We start from the raw sequence: 18,879 nt of genomic DNA, 5'->3' as shown, positions 1-18,879 counted from the left end.
GGCCGCCGACTCCGCTGCCGAGTCGACCGTCATCGACACGGGCGCGCAATTCGCCGCCGCCGCATCGGGTTCGGCCGATCGGATTCCGGCGGTCGAGGAAAACGACAGCGCCACAACGCCTTCCGAGTCGAAGGCGCCGCCGCGGGAAACGCGGCTGCACGATGGCGGCACCGCGCCGGTGGAGACGATCGTGCACGTGCTGCGCCACGGCGAGGTGCACAACCCGAACGGGATCCTCTACGGCAGGCTGCCCGGGTTCAGCCTGTCGGTGGCGGGCCGGTCGCAGGCCGGAGCCGTCGCGCGGGCGCTGGCCGAGCACGATATCGCCGTGGTGATCGCCTCGCCGCTGCAGCGAGCCCAGGAAACCGCGGAACCGATTGCCGCACAACATCATCTGCTCGTGCGCACCGACGAGAACCTGATCGAGGCGGGCAACACCTTCGAGGGGCTGCGGGTCTCCGTCGGCGACGGTGCGCTGCGCAAGCCGCGGCACTGGTGGAAGCTGCGCGATCCGTTCACCCCGTCCTGGGGCGAGCCGTACCTGCAGATCGCGCACCGGATGCTGGCCGCCGTCAACAAGGCACGGGTCGAGGCTGCCGGGCGTGAGGCGGTGCTGGTGTCGCATCAGCTGCCGGTCTGGACGCTGCGCCGGTTCCTGCAGGGCCAGCGGCTCTGGCACGACCCGCGCCAGCGCCAGTGCTCGCTCGCGTCGCTGACCTCGCTGGTCTACCAGGGCGACACCCTCGTCGACATCGTTTACTCCGAGCCCGCCGGTGGTTCGGATCCCTCGGTACACGGCGCATGATCGGGTGCACCGCCTCCACTGAACCGCCTGCCGGATCGGCCCGGCGGGTCGTTCCGGCCCTGCTGGCCTGCGTCGCCCTGGTGGTGACGCTGGCCGGCTGCTCGAGCGGTAAGGACGCGGTGGCCTCCGGCGGCACCTTCGAATTCGTCTCGCCCGGCGGCAGGACCGAGATCTTCTACGACCCGCCGAGTTCGCGCGGCACCATCGGCAAGCTGGCCGGGCCCGATCTGATGACCGAGGGTAAAACCACCTCGGTGCAGGATTATCCGGGCAAAGTCGTGGTACTCAATCTGTGGGGCCAGTGGTGCGGACCCTGTCGCGCGGAGGCGCCCGCGCTCGAAAAGGTCTACGCCGCAACGAAAGACAGCGGTGTCGCCTTCATCGGCATCAATGTCCGTGACCCGCAACAGGACAAGGCCCAGGACTTCGTCGTCGACAACAAGGTCGGCTACCCGTCCATCTACGACCCGTCCATGCGCACCCTGCTGGCCCTCGGTGGCAATTTCCCGACCAGCGTCATTCCCACCACCCTGATCTTGGATCGTCAGCATCGCGTCGCCGCGGTGTTCCTGCGCTCATTGCTGGCCGACGATCTGCAACCGATTGTTCAAAAAATCGCCTCGGAGGAAGCACAGTGAATCGCGATCGTCGTACCCGTACCCTGCGTGCCTGTCGCCCTCGGCAGGGCGCCCGCCGAATCGGCGGTGCCTGGGCCGTGGACGACCGATGGAAGGGCATCGCCACCGTGCCGCGCAGCGTCGCGGCGGACTCGCTGCTGGACTTCGGCGTGCTGTTCGAGTCGAGCGAGCCCACCGAGCAGCGCGTCGTGCTGCGCGGCGACACCGAACCGGCCGAGCAGGCGCCGGAGGGTGAGGCCGGGTGAGTCCCCGCGTGACATCGGTGGCCCGGCCATGACACCGGTGACCGAGTAATGCCGCTCGCCGCCGTGGGGGATTCGTTCCAGCAGACGGCCGCGACCGGACCGTTGCTGCTGGCGCTGGGCGCCTGTCTGCTGGCAGGTCTGGTCTCCTTCGCTTCGCCGTGCGTGGTGCCGTTGGTGCCGGGCTATCTGTCCTATCTCGCCGGACTCGTCGGCGCCGAGGCGCCGCCCGCCACCGTCGCGCAAGCCGAAGGGGCGCAACCGGGTTCGGTGGCGGTCGCGTCGGCCAAGGCCGACCTGCGGGCCGGCCGGATGCGGGTGGCCGGTGCCGCGGGCCTGTTCGTCGCCGGGTTCACCGTCGTGTTCGTGCTCGCCACCGCAACGGTTTTCGGCGTCATCCAGACCATGAACGTGAATCGTGAACTGCTGCAACGCATCGGCGGCGTGGTCACCATCCTGATGGGCCTGGTGTTCATCGGCCTGATCCCCGCGCTGCAGCGCGACACCAGGATGGAGCCGCGCAGGTTCACCAGCATCGCGGGCGCGCCGCTGCTCGGCGGCGTCTTCGCGCTCGGCTGGACGCCGTGCCTCGGGCCCACCCTGTCCGGCGTGATGGCGGTGGCCGCGGGCACCGAAGGCACCACCGCGGTGCGCGGCGTCGCGCTCATCGTCGCCTACTGCCTCGGTCTCGGCCTGCCGTTCGTGATCCTGGCGTTCGGGTCGGCCAGCGCGCTGCGCGGCGTCGGCTGGCTGCGCCGCAACTCGCGCACCATCCAGGTCGCCGGCGGCATTCTGCTCGTCCTGGTCGGCGCCGCGTTGGTCACCGGGGTGTGGGACCAGTTCGTCGGCTGGGTGCGTGACGCGTTCGTCTCCGAGGTGACACTGCCGATATGACCGTGACGGAAAATTCGGTGACCGAACCCGCCGCGGTGCCGAGGCAATCCCGGCTGGGCCGGGCGGTGGCCTTCGCCCGCAACGCCTGGCGCGGGCTCACCAGCATGCGCACCGCGCTGGTGCTGCTGTTCCTGCTCGCGCTGGGCGCCATTCCCGGCGCCCTGCTGCCGCAGCGAAACCTCAACGAACAGAAGGTCGCCCAGTACATCGCCGACCGGCCGACGCTCGGCCCGTGGATGGACCGGTTCGAGCTGTTCGACGTGTTCGGCAGCTTCTGGTTCACCGCCATCTATGTGCTGCTGTTCATTTCGCTGGTCGGCTGCATCCTGCCGCGCTGTGTCGACCACTACCGCGCGCTGCGCACCCCGCCGGTGCGCGCGCCGCGCAACCTGACCCGGCTGCCGCACCACTACTCGAGCAGCGCCGAGCAGACGCCCGACGAGGTCGTCACGCAGGTCCGTAAAGAGTTGCGCGGCTGGCGCACCGAGGTCCGGCCGGGCACCAGGGACGGTGAGATCACCCTTGCCGCGGAGAAGGGGTACACCCGCGAGCTCGGCAACCTCGTCTTCCACCTCGCGCTGGTCTGCCTGCTGGTCGCGATCGCGGTCGGCAAGCTGTTCGGCTACGAGGGCAGCGTCATCGTCATCGCGAACAACGGGCCCGGCTTCTGCACCACCTCACCCGCCGTCTTCGACTCGTTCAAGGCGGGCAATGTCAACGACGGCACCGGGATGGCGCCGATCTGCGTGCGGGTCAAGGACTTCAAGGCCGACTACCTGAACAACGGGCAGGCCGAGATGTTCACCTCGAACATCGAATACCAGTCCGGCGACGACCTGCGCAGCGACACCTGGCGCGCGACGCGGATCCAGGTGAACCATCCGCTGCGGGTCGCGGGCGACCGTATCTACCTGCAGGGTCACGGTTTCGCCCCGACCTTCACCGTCACCTTCCCGAACGGGCAGACCCGCACCGAGACCATCCAGTGGCGCCCCGACGACGCGATGACCTTCCTGTCCAGCGGCGTGCTGCGGATCGACCCGCCCGGCGGCATGTACGCCACCGACGAGCAGCGGCGCAAGAACCAGATCGCCATCGAGGGCCTGTTCGCGCCGACCGCGCTGTTCCACGGCAGCCTGATGACCTCGTCGTACCCCGCGATGAACGATCCGGCCGTCGCCGTCGACATCTATCGCGGCGACACCGGCCTGGACACCGGCAAGCCGCAGTCGCTGTTCGCACTCGATCCCGAGCAGGTCAAGCAGGGGCGACTGGCCAAGGAGGCCAGGGTGAACCTGCGCCCCGGCGAGTCGACCAGCCTGCCCAACGGCACCAAGGTGACCTTCGACGGCGCCCAGGAATTCGTGAACCTGCAGGTGTCGCACGATCCGGCGCAGCAGTGGGTGCTGGTGAGCGCGGTGGCCATGATGCTCGGCCTGCTGGTCTCGCTGCTGGTGAAGCGGCGCCGGATCTGGGTCCGGGTCTACCCCGCCGAAGGGGAAGCCGGTACCTTGGGCAAACGACGCACCGTAGTAGAAATGGGCGGGCTGGCCCGGACCGATCAGGCGGGCTGGGGCAGTGAGTTCGACCGGCTACGCGCGCGCCTGCTGGATGCGCGGCCCGACTCGGCCGACGCGAAGACCACGGGAGAGTAGAGATGCCGATCAACGAGACCATCGCGCGCTACAGCGATTTCTCGTTCAAGACCGCGATCGTGGTCTACGCGCTGGTGCTCGTGCTGCTGATCTGGCAGTACGCCACCGCGCGCAGCCGTCAGGTCGCGGAGCGCGAACTCGTGAGCGTCGGCGGGCCCAGCGTCGATCCGGCGCTGCCTGGCCGGGTCGTCGAGCCGCCGGCGAAGTCGTTGTCCGAGCGGCTCGGCAACATGGCGTTCTCGGTTCTGGTCGTCGCCGTCGTCCTGCACATCGGCTCGATCGTGCTGCGTGGTTTCGCGACGCACCGATTCCCGCTCGGCAACATGTACGAGTTCGTCACCATGGCCACCGCCGCCGCGGTCCTGATGGGCGCGCTGTTCCTGCGCGAACAGCGCTACCGCGCCATGTGGGTCTTCCTGCTCGTCCCGGTGCTGATCCTGCTGTTCCTCGCAGGCACCATCCTCTACGCCGACGCCGCCCCCGTGGTGCCCGCCCTGAAGTCCTTCTGGCTGCCCATCCACGTCACCATCGTCAGCATCGGCAGCGGCGTCTTCCTCTTCGCCGGCGTCGCCAGCCTCCTGTTCCTCTACCGCATCCGCCAGCCCGAAGGCCAGGAGTCGAACAGCGTCCTCGGCACCATCGCCCGCCGCCTGCCCGACGCCCGCACCCTCGACCGCCTCGCCTACAAAGCCACCATCATCGGCTTCCCCCTCTTCGGCGCAGGCGTAATCCTCGGCGCCATCTGGGCCGAAGCCGCCTGGGGCCGCTTCTGGGGCTGGGACCCCAAAGAAACCTGCTCCTTCATCGCCTGGGTCCTCTACGCCGCCTACCTGCATGCCCGCGCCACCTCCGGTTGGCGCGACACCAAAGCCGCCTGGATCAACGTAGCCGGTTTCGTAGCAATGCTTTTCAACCTCTTCATCATCAACATGGTGATCAGCGGGTTGCACTCCTACGCGGGACTCAACTGACGTCGTCTAACTGGGGAAACTCCGGTTTATCTGGTACATCCGTACTGGAGTTTCGGGGTCGGTACGCAGTGGTGCGCTCGTTGATCGCGTCGCCGACCGCAGTCCTGGTGGTCTCGTCCGCGTCCGGCCACAGGTGGGGTAGTACTTCAGCGTCGTGACGGCGCTCCCATGCCGCACACGAGTCAGAGGTCGTGTAGCGCGTGTGGCGGTCGGCCGTGGTCAGCAGGCAGGGCCGCGTTTGATGCCTAGGAGCCAACAGGAAGGTATGAGCAGGCCAGGCCAACTAACGGGGACGCGTCACGGATTGATCCTTGGGTCTCAATCTGCCGGATCACCGCGTAAGCGGGGAAACTAGGCATCAACGGCAGCCTGTAAGCGACGATCGACCCTATGTAGAATACCGACATGGCCCCAAGTTTCAGGATGACGACCTCAGTCGCCACCGTCCTACGTGAGTTCCTAGGTGACCCCAACGAGCGGCGCTACGGGTTCGATTTGATGCAGAGCTGCGGCCTTGCGAGCGGCTCTCTGTACCCGATTCTTGCCAGGTTGGAGACGGCCGGATGGATCGAGGGGCAACGGGAGGAACTGGATCCCGCGCAGGAGGGGCGACCGGCTAGGAAGTACTACCAACTCACCACCAAAGGTCGTGCAGAGGCGACGCGCGAGCTCGCGGCGCTGAGTGCCCGTTTCCAGCTCCCTGATTGGACGCTGAATCCGCGACTGGCATGGGGCGGTACGGCATGAGCTCCGCTTCGGTTGCGTTTATTGCTGCTGTTGGTCTCGTCTTACTGGTCGCCGGAAAGGTCATGATCAGCTTGCTTGCCAAGGAGGTTGAAGGTCGGCTTGATCAGGTCGGCTTTGCCATTCTTCGGATCGCACGCTGGCGGCTGCCGGCCGAACTCCGCGAGCCCCTGTACGACGAGGCGTGGCTGCCTGAGCTGCACTACATCCTTGAACGTGAAGAAGCCCGTCCCCTCACTAGGCTGATTCAAGGTCTTCGGTATGCGTGTGGAGTGGCGTGGTCGGCTCGCACGACGGCAAGGGCCGCGAGTTTGAAGCCTCGTCGTTTCGCGATCGCCTTTCAGTGGCTGCTCGTACGGAGATGGGGGCGTGTCACTGCGGCCTACGGTCCTTCGTGCATATCGACCCAGATTGGATGGCTAACCACCGCAGGCTGGGCGACGCCCTTGGCTACCTTGGTCGGGTTCCTCGTCTTAGTCTTCGTCGTTGTCTACGTAGGTGGCGTGGTATTTCGCCGACCGTCGTTCCGTCATGCCTGGGAGGATCTGACAACGTATCGACGGCTGCCCTTGTCGCGGCTGCGTTGTCACCGTTGCGACGGTTTTCATGAACTATCCGAGCTCAGGCTCGCTGAGGGCCCGCCCTGCTCGGTATAGGTGCGGTACGCAGAGAACGCGCAGCAGCCTTGATCCTGACCGTCCTGTACCCACATCTGTACCGCCAATCCCGTAGGTCAGAGAGTCGGGCCAACGTTGCCAACGTTGGCGACTGCCCAGGTGTCAGTCCGAGCTAACAGAGGAATCGATTCGCGATTGATTTCTAGGCATCAATCCAATGCCCCGCTTAGCTGATGTGATTTGGGCCTAGGCAGCCAGTGCGGCAGTAGTGTCTTGAGCCGATGGAGAATATTGCGCGGACTGTCGAAGCGATCGGCGGCGTGATTACGGCGCTGGGGCTCACGTACGCATATATGAGAGCGCGTGGGGCTCTTGGCTATCGGGCCGTCCGGGCACGCCGGATCTGGCGACTTGTCATGCGTCGGCCGCAATCCGCGACCGTCCATGCCACGGCCGCCGCGGCGTCCGCGGGTGCGCTCTCCGTGGACGCCTACGCGTTGTTCAACCTTGATAGGTCTGCGCCGGTGCAAGACCAACTCGACGTCATCGCCGAATTCTGTCGGTCCTCTCAAGCGGAGTCGAGCCAGCTGCGTCAGCGGTTGGCGGGACACGATCGTGAGTTCAACAGCGTTAGGGGATACGCGAAAGAAGTTGCGGACCAAGCGCAGACCGAAGCATCTACCCAGCTGAAGGCGTTCGGCGTGAAGCTCGACAGTGTGAGTGCACTCGACCTTCGATGTGCGATCGTCGGAGTAGTAGTGAACACTGTCGGCGTGTGTATGGGGTACTGGGCGTGACATAGGTACGCAGCGAGTACGCAGCGTAGCCGAGGAGTGCCAATGCTCTCACTATGTCCAACGCCTGAAACTGCTGGTAGATGACCCCGTCATCGGCAGCCGCCGACCGCAAACACCGGGAACGCTCTTCATCATCAACATGGTGATCAGCGGCCTGCACTCCTACGCTGGACTCAACTGAGCATTGGATGAACGGCGCAAGCCCCGCTCTCGCATGAGGAGGGCGGGGCTTGCGGCTCGTTCGGATGCCATCCAGGCGGTGGCATGCCGGGTGGACTACACCTCGAGCTCTTCCTCGATGCTCTTGATGCGGTGGCGGGCCAGCGCGAGGTTCGCGCGGTTGCGGTCGAGGGCGAGGTAGAGGAACAGGCCCTTGGATTTGCGGCCGGTCATCGGGCGGATGAGGTGGTACTGGGCGGACAGGGTGATGAGGATGTCTTCGATGCCCTCGTTGAGGCCGAGCTGCTCGATGGTGCGCATTTTGGCGCGCACGACCTCGGTGTTACCCGCTGCGGCGACCTGGAGGTCCAGTGCCTTGGAACTGCCGAGGGTGCCTAGCGCCATGCCGCTGTTGTAGTCGACGACGGCGGCGCCGATCGCACCGTCGATCACCATCATGTCCTTCAGTGACAGATCCAGGTTGGACATGTCTGTTCCTTTCATTCGGTTTTCGTTGCCTGGTCTTTTCCGTTGGCCGCCGCCATGTGATCGGCGATGGCCCGGGCCACCGGACGGGATTCCAGATGGAGCCTGCCGACGTTCACTTCGGGGCCGGCCAGCACGGTCAGCGAGGTCCAGCCCGCCGCGTAGACGACCACGTGCCCTTCGGCGCCGTGCACCACGACCTCGTTGAACCCGCCCCCGTGTGCGGTCGTCGCCAGCCGGTAGGACAGCGACAGCTGCGCGGCGGCCAGCGCGGCCATCCCGCCGGGTTCGATGTGCGCGGGTAGATCGTGCGCGACGAGCAACCCGTCGCTGGAGGCCACCAGCGTGCCGGTCAGCCGCGGGACGCGTTCGCGTAGCGCTTTCAGTTCCGCCAGCACCGCCGCGTTCGGTTCAGGTCCGGACATCGACACCTTGGTCAACCTTCCCATCAGTTCGCCGAGCAGTCTTTTCCGCGCGGTCACGCATCCTCCAAAGCCGCCCGCAGGCGAACGAGCAGGCCAGGATCGACCGGCTCCCAGCCGTCCTGAGCAGCAACGGACGCGCTCGGTCGGGCCCGCCGGCGCCGGGGCGGTACGGCGTCGGCGCGCAGCGGGTTGACCATGGCCTCGGCGGGCAGCACCGGGACCGGCGGCTCGATCAGCCCGGCCCCGGTCAGTTCCCGCACCGCCACCAGGCAGCCATAGGTGGTGCGGCCGAGGTATTCGCCGATCCCGGTGACACTGCGGCGGGCGTCCGCGGCGGCGAGCACTTCGGCCTGGCCCGCGGTGAGGACGACGCGTCGGCTGCCGCGGCGGACCGGCACGACCGGCGCCCGGTCGACCAGCCGCGCGGGCCACGGCGTGCCGGCCGGGTCGCCGCGGCGCACACATTCCTGGACCAGCACCTGCGGTGCGATACGGCAGAGCGCGGCGAGCCAATGCGGTGGGGCGGGCCGGAATTCGGGGACCGCGGGGGTGTCGAGCAGGAAGTAGGCGGCATCGAAAACCGAAAGCAGCGCCAGGGTTTCCAGTCGCGGCTGGGCCAGCACCCGCTCCGGATGTCCGCCCTCGGCGGCACGCCAGTCCTCGGCGGTCGCTACGCCCGTTTCCGATACCAGCCGGGCCAGCCCGCTCGTCCGCAGGCAATCGGCGGCGGTGACAGCGCCTTCGGCGAGATGAAAGGCGCCGTCGCCGACGAACAGCACACCGGTACGTTTTTCGTTTTCCAGTCGGCGCAGTTCGTCGGCGAGCTCACCGCTCATGACCGGCCTCGGCGAATTCGGCGAGAATTCCGTGCAGCCGGAACCGCGCCATCGCCAAGTTGCCGGTGTCGTCGTCCAAGCGGACATGGACGAAAAGCCGGCCGTCGAAGTCGCCGTGCACCAGATTCAGCAGGTGATATACGTGGGTGCCGCAGACGATGATCTCGGTGAGGTTTTCGTCGTGATGGCCGTTCGTCAGTGCGGGACAGTCGAGTACGGCGCGCACGACGTCGGTGCTGGTAGCTGCGGCTTCGTGCTGGTCGACGCCCTGGTGCAGTCCCGCGGTGGCGATCGCCAGACCGCTGGCGGCGTCCACCAGGGTCACGCTGCGCGCGCCGGGAATGTCCATGATGCGTTCCAGACAGCCGTCAACACCGAGCACCGCGCCACCACTTGTCATATCAGGGGTTCAAGAAATCCAGACGCTACACAGTGTCGATGTAGAACATACGGTAAATGCCGCAAAATATTGCTTCAAAATATCGTAGAAAGTACCTGTTGGTATTCAATACCTCGCAGTATCAATTTTCTTTCAGTACTGAATACTGCGCAGTATTGAATACCTTGTGGTTTCTGCTATTTCGTCTTTCGCCGGCCGATAGTCGATGACGCGAGCGGGCTTCGGCTCGCGAGTCCTCGCGGGGCGCCGGCATGACTCCGGGCAGGGCAGCCGGTCACTCGGAAGACGGCCGCCCGCACCTAGTGGTGCACATCACGTCCAACTCGGCGTGCCGTTCGGCGAAACGCCGTGTCCTGTCTACATGCGATGCGCTGATCCTGCGCACACAGTTTCGAGGAGACGGGCTCTTGGATTCCGATTACTTCACCTATCTCCCGGCTGCGGTTGTCGACGCGGACGGAAGTGTGGTCGAGCAGTTGAACAACGGTGCGTTGCGCAAGCTGGCGCGGACGGCGACCGGGCTCTCCGTGGAGGCACAGCACTATCTGGCGATGCTCGCTAACCGACTACGCGCGAGCGAAGGGTTGCACGCGCGCAACTACGCCGACGGTGAGATGTAGTGCGCGAAAGGGGATCCGGGGCGAACGCTCAGCGCTCGGTGCTGCCGGGTTCTCCGTCGCGATGCTGGCGGGATAGCCGCCAGAGGAACTCCGGGTCGTCGTCCGGGCCGACGGCACGCTTGCGCTGCGGTGGACGCGTAGGGCCGGCGGTCGGTCCGGCAGTCTTCTCGGGGCCGAACGCTTTCCAGCACAACACCGCGACTGCCACGACCGCGATGAGTGCCAACAGGTACGTCACGTCGCTCACCTCCTGGTTACGAGGGTAGTCCCGTGCGCAACCCGCGCACACCGCAGCCGTGAAATCAGTGTCACGGGTGGGCGCGGGCCCCGGCACGATGGGCCCGCGCGGCCCGCAGTCAGCGTGCGGTCGCCTCGGTGGTGAGCGACTTGAGCAGCTGCATTACCTCTGATTCGCGGAACCGGCGATGTCCGCCCGGTGTGCGCAACGATCCGAGACGCCCGGCATGGGCCCAGCGGGTGACCGTCTTTGGATCGACGTGGAACATGGCAGCAACCTGCCCTGGTGTCAGCAGGGTGTCCTGGCCGCCGACGGTGATCGCACTCATAGCAAACCTCTCCGTTCTCGACAGTTCCCTCATCAGATGGCGACATCGTTGCACTGAAACCCCTAGGTACTCGAACCACCTACTGTTGGTAAAGGGGAAGTAATAGACAAATCGGATACGCTCTACGACCTCGGCAACAGGTGTGGCCCGAGCGCGGGCAACAGCTTCGCATAGGCTGATCGACGTGAGTGACGCAACTCCACCTGATGGTGCTCCAGGACAGCAAACCGCTGGCGCGGGCCGTCGGCTCGCCCGCGATCTCGGTCTGTACACGGTGGCCAGGCTGGGCCTGGTCGTGCTGATCACCGTGCTGATCATGCTGGTGGCCCGGCTGGTGTCGGTGGACATCCCGCTGGTGGTCGCGGCCCTGTTTGCGCTGATCATCGCCATGCCGCTGTCGCTGACGCTGTTCAAGCGGCTACGCACCCGGGTCAACGAGGACATCGCGGTGGTGGACGAACGCCGCAGGCACGACAAGGCCCAGTTGCGCGCCCGGCTGCGCGGCGAGGCGCCCGAGGACAATCAGGGGACATCGTGAAGTCCTGCGATCGCAGCACCCCGCGCGACTGGGTGGACAACGCGGTGCGGCTCATCGATGCCGACGCCCAGCGCAGCGCCGACACCCACCTGCTCCGCTATCCACTGCCCGCCGCGTGGAATGTCCAGTTGTATCTGAAGGACGAATCCACCCATATCACCGGCAGTCTCAAGCATCGGCTCGCCAGATCCCTGTTCCTGTACGCGATCTGCAACGGCTGGGTCGGCGAGGGCACCACGGTGGTCGAGGCGACCTCGGGCTCCACCGCGGTCAGCGAGGCGTATTTCGCGAAGCTGCTCGGACTGGATTTCGTCGCGGTGATGCCCGCGAGCACCTCGCCGCAGAAGATCGCGCTGATCGAAGCACAGGGCGGCCGTTGCCATTTCGTGCAGCGCCCACCCGACATGTACACCGAGGCGGCCCGCCTCGCCGCCGAGTGCGGCGGCCATTTCATGGACCAGTTCACCCACGCCGAGCGCGCCACCGACTGGCGCGGCAACAACAACATCGCCGAATCCATTTTCCAGCAGATGGCGTTGGAGTCCCATCCGGTGCCGGAGTGGGTGGTGGTGGGCGCGGGCACCGGCGGCACCAGTGCCACCATCGGCCGCTACATCCGATACCGCAGGCACGCAACGAAATTGGCCGTCGTCGATCCGGAGAACTCCGCGTTCTACGGCGGCTACGAGACCGGCGACGCGGGCTACGAGACCGGAATGTCTTCGCGCATCGAGGGAATCGGCCGCCCACGGGTGGAGCCGTCGTTCGTCGGCGAGGTGGTCGATCGGATGATCGAGGTGCCCGACGCGGGCTCCATCGCGGCGGCGCGGTACGCGAGCCGGGTGCTCGGGCGCCGGGTCGGCGGTTCCACCGGCACCAACCTGTGGGGCGTGTTCGGCATCATCGCCGAGATGCTGGCCGCGGGACGCGGCGGCAGCGTGGTCACCCTGCTGTGCGACGGCGGCGACCGCTATGCCGGAACGTATTTCGATGACGCGTGGGTCGAGTCCCAGGGCCTGAGCCTCGCCGAACCGACCGCGATCCTGGACAAGTTCGCGGCCACCGGCGAATGGGCGGGCTGAGCGCTTCTCATCGGGTCGGGCCGAACGCTACTTAACGATGCATTGAAGGCCACCTTCACTCGGGAACAGCACCCGATCGAAGGTGGCCTTCGTGCTGTCCGCCCGCTCCTTCGCTGAACGCGAACGCGCAGCGCGTCAATTTTTGTTGACAAACGCTCCGGTCGTCAATCAAAATTGACGACATGACAGAAGCAACCACTCTGGCGGCCGCCGCGGGCAGCCCCGACCCCGAAGTCGGGCTGCGGGCGGTGCTCGCCCTGCGGCGGCTGCTCGAACGCCTCGAGGCGATCCAGGTGGCCAACGCCCGCGAACAGGGCTGGTCCTGGCAGGCAATCGCGGAGGCGCTCGAGGTCAGCAAGCAGGCAGCCCACCAGAAACACAATCGGAAAGGTAGGAACCGCTGATGTTCGAACGGTTCACCAAGTCGGCGAAGATGGCCGTTGTGTCGGCCCAGGAGGACGCGCGCGAACTGCGCTCCTCCTCCATCGAGATCGAGCACGTGCTGCTCGGCCTGCTGTCGCAGGGCGAGGACGATCTGAAGGCGCTACTGGCCGACGCGGGCATCACCCACGACAGCGTGACGAGCGCACTGGCCAAGCGCGGAAAGGGCGAACCGCTCGGCGCGGAGGACGCGGAGGCGTTGCGTTCGATCGGCATCGATCTCGACGCCGTGCGCGAGACACTGGCCGAGAACTTCGGCGAGGACGCCCTCGATCGCGCGGCACCGCAGGAGAAGCGCGGCCGGTTCGGCTGGGGTCGCGGCGGCGACGTCGGGCATATCCCGTTCACCCGGGACGCGAAAAAGGTGATCGAACTGTCGCTGCGGGAAGCATTGGCGCGCAAGGACAAGACCATTGAATCCGGCCATCTGCTGCTCGCGATCCTGCGTGCCCCCAATCAGACGACCATCGGCCTGCTCGGCGGCTCCGACCGGATCCACGAGTTGCGGCCGAAGGTGCTCGCGCTGCTCGATCGCGCGGCCTGACGCGGCGGGCGGGTGCACCGCAGGACGCGCTGAAGTCCGGCGTCGGCCGCGTCGGGCCGAGCGCAGGCCGGGCACTCGCCTTAGCATGAGCGCATGCAGCTTCTGATTCGGTTGGTCATCAACGCGGTAGCCATCTGGCTGGCCGCCGCCTGGGTCGACAAGATCGACATCATCAGTCCGGCGGAGAACGGCAACGGCGGCAAGATTCTCGTCCTGCTCGCCGTCGCCGTGGTGTTCACGGTGGTGAACGCGCTGGTCAAACCGATCATCAAGCTGCTGTCGCTGCCGCTGGTGATCGTCACGCTCGGTCTGTTCCTGCTGGTGATCAACGCGCTCATGCTGTGGCTGACCGCGAAGATCACCGAGACCACCGACTATGGCCTGCGCGTCGACGGCCTCTGGGCGGCGATCATCGGCGGGCTGATCGTCTCGATCGTCAACTGGGTCCTGGGCATCTTGGTCCCGGACGGCGACTAGTTACCCGAAGCTGATGGCCAGGGCGGTGAGCGCCGACCAGGCGAGCATCGCCAGGCCGGAATCGCGCAGCGCCGGAATGAGTTCGAGGCCGCCCTTGCCGGACCGGACCGGGGCATTGGCGCGCACCGCGAGCGGGATGGCGAGCAGCCCGACCAGTGCGAACGGGGTGCGCGCCACCAGCAGCAGGGTGCCGAGGAACGGGACGATCAGCAGGGCGAGCTGCAGCGTCCTGGTGCGCGGGTCACCGAGCTTGACCGCGAGGGTGACCTTTCCGGATTGCGAGTCGGTCGGGATGTCGCGCAGGTTGTTCGCGACGAGCACCGCGCTGGAGAACGCACCGACCGAGACCGCGAGCACCGCACCGGCCCAGTCGATCTGCTCCGCCTGCACGAACTCGGTGCCGAGCACGCCGATCAAGCCGAAGAACACGAACACCGCGATCTCACCGAATCCGCTGTAGCCGTAGGGCTTGCTGCCGCCGGTGTAGAACCAGGCGCCCGCCAGGCAGGCCACGCCGACGAGCAACAACCACCACGCCGTCGTCGCCGCCAGCACGAGGCCGACCACCGCCGCGATGCCCAGGCTCAACATTGCCGCGTTGCGCACCGCGGCGGGCGAGGCGAGCCGCTGGCCGACCAGGCGTACCGGGCCGACCCGGACGTCGTCGGTGCCGCGAATGCCGTCGGAGTAGTCGTTGGCGTAGTTGACGCCGATGATCAAGGCCAGCGAAACCAGAAGCGCCAGAACGGCTTTCCACCACACCGCGCCGTCGAGCGAGGCGGCGGCACCGGTGCCAGCCAGCACGGGGGCGATTGCGTTCGGCAGGGTGCGTGGACGCGCGCCCTCGATCCATTGCGCTGCAGTAGCCATTCCCGCAGCATAATGTCGCGACCGGACCCTGGCCGCTCAGAGCCCGCGCTCGGCCGGGTCCGGACCCGGCCGACTGCCGCTATCGGCCGCTCAGCGCCCGTTGGCCTCGGCGACCGCTTTCAACCGGGCGAGCCCCTTCTCGAAGTCCTTGCCGACGATCCGGTCGGTCGGGATCACCTTCGACAGCACGCGCATCAAACCCCGCTGCTCGCCGGTCATCCGCCAGACCACCTCGGTGGCGCCGGACTCGGTCGGGTTCAGCTCGAACACGACCTGGTTGGTGGCCTTCCACGGCTTCTCGAAGATCAGCCGGATACCGACCTCGCGCTCGGCGCTCGCGATGATCTCCATGTTTCCGCTGCCGACCTTGCGGTCACCGATCCAGGCGTATTTGGCGCCGACGCCGGCCTCCGGCCCGGAATAGGTGCGCTGCAGCTGCGGATCGATGTCCTCCCACGGCGACCACTTGGTCCACTCGTGCAGGTTATCGATCAGCCCGTGAATCCGCGACGGCTCGGCCGAGATCACGGCCTGCCGGACCACTTCGAACTCAGCCATGCCGACAGCGTAGGCGACCGACCACTGGAAATGGGGTGAAAAACCATGTCGGCTCGGTCGGCGCCGCTCGCATACGATGGCCGCGGGATGTTGTCGGATCAGAGCGGCCCGGACGGTCGCGGTCAACTGTGGCGGACGCCCGCAGGTGAACCGGTGGTGGTCGCCCTGCTGGGCGAGATCGCGCTGCGCCGAGACGGCGCGCTCACCGCGCTACCAGGTGCGCGTTCGCGCTTGCTGCTCGCCGCTTTGGCGTTGCGGCCCGGCCGTAGCCGCAGCGCCCAGTCCCTGATCGACGACGTGTGGGGCGAGCAGCCGCCGCGCGCGCCGATGAACGCACTGCACACCCAGGTCTCCCGGCTGCGTTCCGCGCTGCCGGACGGTGCGCTGGAAATCGGGCCCGCCGGATACCGATTGACCTTGCCCGCGAATCAGGTGGACCTGACGCGCGTCGCCGAACTCGGGCAGCAGGCCCGGGCCTGCCGGACCGCGGGCGATGATGCAAGCTGCCTCGAGCTGGTCGCGCAGGCACGTGCGCTGTGGCGTGGCGAACCCGGCGCCGACCTGCCGCCGGGCGAGGTCGCCGACGCACTGGACGCCGCGGCGACGAGCAGGCTGGCCGAACTGGATGCGCTCGAACTGGCGGCCCGCGAGTCGATCGGCGACCTCGACGGTGCGTTGCGGATCGCCCGGCTCCGGGCCGAGGTCAACCCGGTGGACGAGTCGGCTCAGCTGGCGGTGATGCGACTGCTCGCCACGGCGGGCCGGCCCAACGAGGCCCTGGAATCGTTCGCCGCCTTCAGAATTCGCTTGGTCGAGCACCTCGGTGCGGACCCCGGCCCTGCGCTCGTCGAGCTGAACACGGCGATCCTGCGCGGTGAACCATTGCGCCCCAACGGTTCTGCCGTCCGCTCCGGTAGCGAGAGCCGTCCGCAGACACCCAGCCCTGCAACACTTTCCGGCGACGACAGTCCCGCACCACTCGACGCGAGCACCGAGTTCGGTGTGCCCGCGGCGATCGGTCTGCGGGCGGCGCCCAACGCACTGCTCGGTCGCGAGGACGATCTGGCCGCGCTCGACACCCTGCTGCGCACGTCCAGGGTGACGACCGTGCTCGGACCCGGCGGGTCGGGAAAGACGCGCATCGCCAACGAGGTCGGTGCCCGCGCCGCGGGCGCCCGCCGCGTGGTGCTGGTGGAACTGGCCTCGCTCCGGGCCGACGCCGCAGACGCCCCGGTCGAGATCGAGGCCGCGATCAGCGCCGTGCTCGGCCTGAGCGACCTGACGTACGGCACCACCAACTTGATCAGCCGCATCGATGCCCGTAAGCGCCTGCACGAAGCCGTGTCCGCGCGCCCGATGCTGTTGATCCTGGACAACTGCGAGCATGTGATCGATGGCGTCGCGATGGTGGTCGCCGACCTGATCGGTGCCGCCGATCGGCTCACGGTGCTGACCACCAGCCGGGCGCCGTTGATGATCACCGCCGAAACCGTCTACCCGCTACCGTCATTGACCATCGACCCGGCCGGGTCGCCCGCGACGGAGTTGTTCGCGGCGCGGGCCAGGTCGATCCGCCCTGGCGTGCGGCTCGACCCCGACGTGGTCGCGCAGCTGTGCCACACCCTCGACGGGCTGCCGTTGGCCATCGAACTTGCCGCCGCGCGGGTGCGTGCGATGAGTGTCGAGGAGATCAATCTCGGTCTGGCCGACCGGTTTTCGTTGCTGCGCCACGGCGATCGCAGTTCACCGGAGCGCCATCGCACCCTGCACGCCGTCATCGACTGGAGCTGGAATCTGCTGGACACCGCGCAACAGGCTGCCCTGCGCCGATTGTGCCGATTCCCAGCCGGTTTCACGTTGTCCGCCGCCGAGGTGGTCGCGGGCGGCCCCGAGATCGACGATGTCGCCGCGGCGGTGGACGGTTTGGTGAACCAGTCGCTGCTCACCGTGCTGGACGAGGACGCACTCGGCACCCGCTACCGCATGCTGGAGACGGTTCGCGAATACGGAGAGGAACAGCTGGCCGCCCAGCCGGGCGAAGCCGATCTGGTCAACGCTCGAATGATGGCGTGGGCCAGGGCTTTCGCCGTGGACGTGGTGGGCGGCTATGCCACCGGTGACCAGGTGCGGCTCGCGCTGTCGGTGGCCACCGAGCTGGACAATCTGCTCGCGACGCTGCGCACCGCGATCGACAATCGGGACGCCGACACCGCCTACACCGTCTTTCCGGTCGTCGCAGGTTTGTGGATGCTGCGCGGTTCGCACATGGAGGTGATCGCCTGGGCCAGGCGGATCGCCCCGCTCGAGCCGGACGAGAGCAGCCCGAGCGCACCCTCCGCCGATCTGGTGCTGATGAGTTATCAGACGATGTTCCTGCACTTCGTGCACGCCAGTGGGGCGGTGCGCGAGCTGGCCCGGATGCGCACCCGGGTGCGCCGAATGCAGCGCGGCCGCACCGATCTCAGCCCCAGCGTCCGCTTCGTCAGCGGCCTCGTGCTGTGCAGGCCCGACGGCCGCGGCCTGGCCCGGTTGATCGCGCGGGCCGTTCGATCCCGGGATGCCGAAACCCGGGGCAGCGCATTGCTGCTGCGCGCGAACATCAAAGAGAACCTCGGCGACGTGCGCGGCTCGACGGTGGACGCGGTCCGCGCGCAGGACATCTTCGGGCCGGAGAACGTGTGGAACGCGGCCATGGTGAGCCGGCACCTCGGCCAGGTATACGGCCAGATCGCCGAGTACGCGGAAGCGGTTGTGCACTACCACCGTTCGCTCGACATGCTGCAACGGCTCGGTGCCTACGAGGACACCGTCGAGACCCGCAGCATGCTGGTCGCGGCGCTGTTGGGGGCGGGCGAGCCGGCGGCGGCCGAGCACGAGCTCGACCTTGCCTTCAGCTCATCCGAAGCCGAGAACACCGTTCCGGCGAAGAATCATCTGCTCGCTGTCGTCCTGCACAGTGCCGCCGAGGTAGCGCTCGCCAAGGGCGAGATCGCGGAGGGTCTGCACCGCTACGACCGGGCATTGAAGCTGTCCGGCTGGCCGGACATCGACGGCGGTCCGGGGCAGGGCCTGCTCATGCTCGCCGCTTCCGCTGTGGACGCCCGGGTGCTGTACGGCGCGGCCGATACGGCGCGAGAGTTGGTCGAGCAACTGATCGAGCGGACACCGGTAATGATGCTGCAGTACACCGATCTGCCGCAGATCGGCGGCATAGCCTGCGCCGTCGGCTCGTTTGCGATCGTCAGCGGCCGGGATCCGGTCCGTGGGCTGGAACTGGTGGCGTTGGCGCCGAATGTGTCCTGCCGCCAGGACTATCCGTCCATGCGCTGGTCGACGCACGCCGAGCTGGCCGACCGGCTGCTCGGCGCGGATCGGTTCGCGCAAGCGCGGGCCGAGGCGGTCGGGCTGCGCAGACAAGGCTCGGCGGAACGAATCCTGCAGATACTGCGGGAGTTTCAGAACACGCGCTGATCCGCCTGTTCGATGTATCGACGGCACAACGCCGGGCGACCGT

At 67.2% G+C, this 18,879-nt stretch carries 24 protein-coding genes; 15 read left to right on the top strand and 9 right to left on the bottom strand.

Translation table 11 applies throughout. The annotated features are described in order from the left end of the window. The first annotated feature begins 154 nt into the window (after positions 1–154). From IBX18_RS01405 to IBX18_RS01375, 7 genes are all read left to right on the top strand, one after another. Positions 155–805 (top strand): histidine phosphatase family protein, encoded by a 651-nt coding sequence (locus tag IBX18_RS01405; RefSeq protein ID WP_107660986.1) that lies wholly within the window; start codon positions 155–157, stop codon positions 803–805. Next, positions 802–1,443 carry a TlpA disulfide reductase family protein gene (locus IBX18_RS01400; protein WP_194831979.1) on the top strand — a complete coding sequence of 214 codons (642 nt, stop codon included), beginning with the start codon at positions 802–804 and terminating at the stop codon, positions 1,441–1,443. Before IBX18_RS01405 ends, IBX18_RS01400 begins: the two co-directional genes overlap by 4 nt. A 77-nt stretch (positions 1,444–1,520) precedes the next feature. Beyond that, positions 1,521–1,688: a hypothetical protein gene (locus tag IBX18_RS01395; RefSeq protein ID WP_194831978.1), complete on the top strand. Its 168-nt coding sequence runs from the start codon at positions 1,521–1,523 to the stop codon at positions 1,686–1,688. Positions 1,689–1,736: 48 nt separating this feature from the next. Next, a complete protein-coding gene (locus IBX18_RS01390; RefSeq protein ID WP_194831977.1) occupies positions 1,737–2,579 on the top strand; it encodes a cytochrome c biogenesis CcdA family protein in 843 nt (280 codons plus the stop codon). Further along, positions 2,576–4,234 carry a cytochrome c biogenesis protein ResB gene (locus IBX18_RS01385; RefSeq protein WP_194831976.1) on the top strand — a complete coding sequence of 553 codons (1,659 nt, stop codon included), beginning with the start codon at positions 2,576–2,578 and terminating at the stop codon, positions 4,232–4,234. Before IBX18_RS01390 ends, IBX18_RS01385 begins: the two co-directional genes overlap by 4 nt. A 2-nt stretch (positions 4,235–4,236) precedes the next feature. Further along, entirely contained in the window at positions 4,237–5,205 is a 969-nt protein-coding gene (ccsB, locus tag IBX18_RS01380; RefSeq protein ID WP_194831975.1) for a c-type cytochrome biogenesis protein CcsB, read from the top strand. Between the two features lie 423 nt (positions 5,206–5,628). After that, a complete protein-coding gene (locus IBX18_RS01375) occupies positions 5,629–5,952 on the top strand; it encodes a PadR family transcriptional regulator (RefSeq protein ID WP_228540248.1) in 324 nt (107 codons plus the stop codon). A gap of 41 nt (positions 5,953–5,993) precedes the next feature. On the opposite strand, the gene IBX18_RS01370 is transcribed toward IBX18_RS01375, so the two are convergent. Next, the gene (locus IBX18_RS01370; RefSeq protein WP_228540247.1) at positions 5,994–6,152 is read right to left on the bottom strand and encodes a hypothetical protein; all 159 of its coding nucleotides are present in this window, start codon (positions 6,150–6,152) and stop codon (positions 5,994–5,996) included. Positions 6,153–6,847: 695 nt separating this feature from the next. Here IBX18_RS01370 and IBX18_RS01365 point away from each other — a divergent pair. Next, positions 6,848–7,363 (top strand): hypothetical protein, encoded by a 516-nt coding sequence (locus IBX18_RS01365; protein ID WP_194831972.1) that lies wholly within the window; start codon positions 6,848–6,850, stop codon positions 7,361–7,363. A gap of 276 nt (positions 7,364–7,639) precedes the next feature. On the opposite strand, the gene IBX18_RS01360 is transcribed toward IBX18_RS01365, so the two are convergent. Genes IBX18_RS01360 through IBX18_RS01345 form a run of 4 tightly spaced genes read right to left on the bottom strand, consistent with a single transcriptional unit; the run spans position 7,640 to position 9,651 of the window. Further along, a complete protein-coding gene (locus IBX18_RS01360; protein WP_135233620.1) occupies positions 7,640–8,011 on the bottom strand; it encodes a hypothetical protein in 372 nt (123 codons plus the stop codon). An 11-nt stretch (positions 8,012–8,022) separates the two neighbouring features. Further along, a complete protein-coding gene (locus IBX18_RS01355; protein WP_234391280.1) occupies positions 8,023–8,490 on the bottom strand; it encodes a roadblock/LC7 domain-containing protein in 468 nt (155 codons plus the stop codon). Further along, positions 8,487–9,269, bottom strand: coding sequence for a hypothetical protein (locus IBX18_RS01350; RefSeq protein ID WP_194831971.1), 783 nt, complete (start codon positions 9,267–9,269; stop codon positions 8,487–8,489). The genes IBX18_RS01355 and IBX18_RS01350 overlap by 4 nt, the downstream gene beginning before the upstream one ends. After that, positions 9,259–9,651, bottom strand: a complete 393-nt coding sequence (locus IBX18_RS01345) for a hypothetical protein (RefSeq protein ID WP_194832683.1) — start codon at positions 9,649–9,651, stop codon at positions 9,259–9,261. The genes IBX18_RS01350 and IBX18_RS01345 overlap by 11 nt, the downstream gene beginning before the upstream one ends. 425 nt (positions 9,652–10,076) lie before the next feature. Here IBX18_RS01345 and IBX18_RS01340 point away from each other — a divergent pair, with 425 nt between their 5' ends. Then, positions 10,077–10,289: a hypothetical protein gene (locus IBX18_RS01340; protein ID WP_194831970.1), complete on the top strand. Its 213-nt coding sequence runs from the start codon at positions 10,077–10,079 to the stop codon at positions 10,287–10,289. A gap of 28 nt (positions 10,290–10,317) precedes the next feature. On the opposite strand, the gene IBX18_RS01335 is transcribed toward IBX18_RS01340, so the two are convergent. Both IBX18_RS01335 and IBX18_RS01330 read right to left on the bottom strand, forming a co-directional pair. Next, a complete protein-coding gene (locus tag IBX18_RS01335) occupies positions 10,318–10,527 on the bottom strand; it encodes a hypothetical protein (protein WP_194831969.1) in 210 nt (69 codons plus the stop codon). Between the two features lie 118 nt (positions 10,528–10,645). Continuing rightward, complete coding sequence (locus IBX18_RS01330) at positions 10,646–10,855, bottom strand: BldC family transcriptional regulator (protein ID WP_040739417.1); 210 nt, start codon at positions 10,853–10,855, stop codon at positions 10,646–10,648. Positions 10,856–11,039: 184 nt separating this feature from the next. On the opposite strand from IBX18_RS01330, the gene IBX18_RS01325 reads away from it, so the two are divergent. The 5 genes from IBX18_RS01325 (at position 11,040) to IBX18_RS01305 (ending at position 13,937) form a co-directional block, all read left to right on the top strand. Further along, positions 11,040–11,393, top strand: coding sequence for a DUF4229 domain-containing protein (locus tag IBX18_RS01325; RefSeq protein ID WP_107659534.1), 354 nt, complete (start codon positions 11,040–11,042; stop codon positions 11,391–11,393). Continuing rightward, a complete protein-coding gene (locus IBX18_RS01320) occupies positions 11,390–12,475 on the top strand; it encodes a PLP-dependent cysteine synthase family protein (protein WP_194831968.1) in 1,086 nt (361 codons plus the stop codon). The genes IBX18_RS01325 and IBX18_RS01320 overlap by 4 nt, the downstream gene beginning before the upstream one ends. A gap of 182 nt (positions 12,476–12,657) precedes the next feature. Next, entirely contained in the window at positions 12,658–12,879 is a 222-nt protein-coding gene (locus IBX18_RS01315) for a helix-turn-helix domain-containing protein (RefSeq protein WP_135233616.1), read from the top strand. Beyond that, positions 12,879–13,460, top strand: a complete 582-nt coding sequence (locus IBX18_RS01310) for a Clp protease N-terminal domain-containing protein (protein WP_194831967.1) — start codon at positions 12,879–12,881, stop codon at positions 13,458–13,460. The genes IBX18_RS01315 and IBX18_RS01310 overlap by 1 nt, the downstream gene beginning before the upstream one ends. A 93-nt stretch (positions 13,461–13,553) precedes the next feature. Continuing rightward, positions 13,554–13,937 carry a phage holin family protein gene (locus IBX18_RS01305; protein ID WP_147138736.1) on the top strand — a complete coding sequence of 128 codons (384 nt, stop codon included), beginning with the start codon at positions 13,554–13,556 and terminating at the stop codon, positions 13,935–13,937. Here IBX18_RS01305 and IBX18_RS01300 read toward each other — a convergent pair whose 3' ends face one another. Continuing rightward, the gene (locus IBX18_RS01300; RefSeq protein WP_194831966.1) at positions 13,938–14,807 is read right to left on the bottom strand and encodes a 1,4-dihydroxy-2-naphthoate polyprenyltransferase; all 870 of its coding nucleotides are present in this window, start codon (positions 14,805–14,807) and stop codon (positions 13,938–13,940) included. 90 nt (positions 14,808–14,897) lie between these two features. Further along, the gene (locus IBX18_RS01295; protein WP_194831965.1) at positions 14,898–15,365 is read right to left on the bottom strand and encodes an SRPBCC family protein; all 468 of its coding nucleotides are present in this window, start codon (positions 15,363–15,365) and stop codon (positions 14,898–14,900) included. Between the two features lie 87 nt (positions 15,366–15,452). Here IBX18_RS01295 and IBX18_RS01290 point away from each other — a divergent pair, with 87 nt between their 5' ends. Next, entirely contained in the window at positions 15,453–18,836 is a 3,384-nt protein-coding gene (locus IBX18_RS01290; RefSeq protein ID WP_194831964.1) for a BTAD domain-containing putative transcriptional regulator, read from the top strand. Positions 18,837–18,879: the final 43 nt, after the last annotated feature.

It is taken from the genome of Nocardia sp. XZ_19_369, assembly GCF_015355715.1.
GTDB lineage: Bacteria > Actinomycetota > Actinomycetes > Mycobacteriales > Mycobacteriaceae > Nocardia.
Note: the sequence above shows the minus strand (reverse complement) of the source record. Positions and strands in the feature narration are given on the sequence as shown.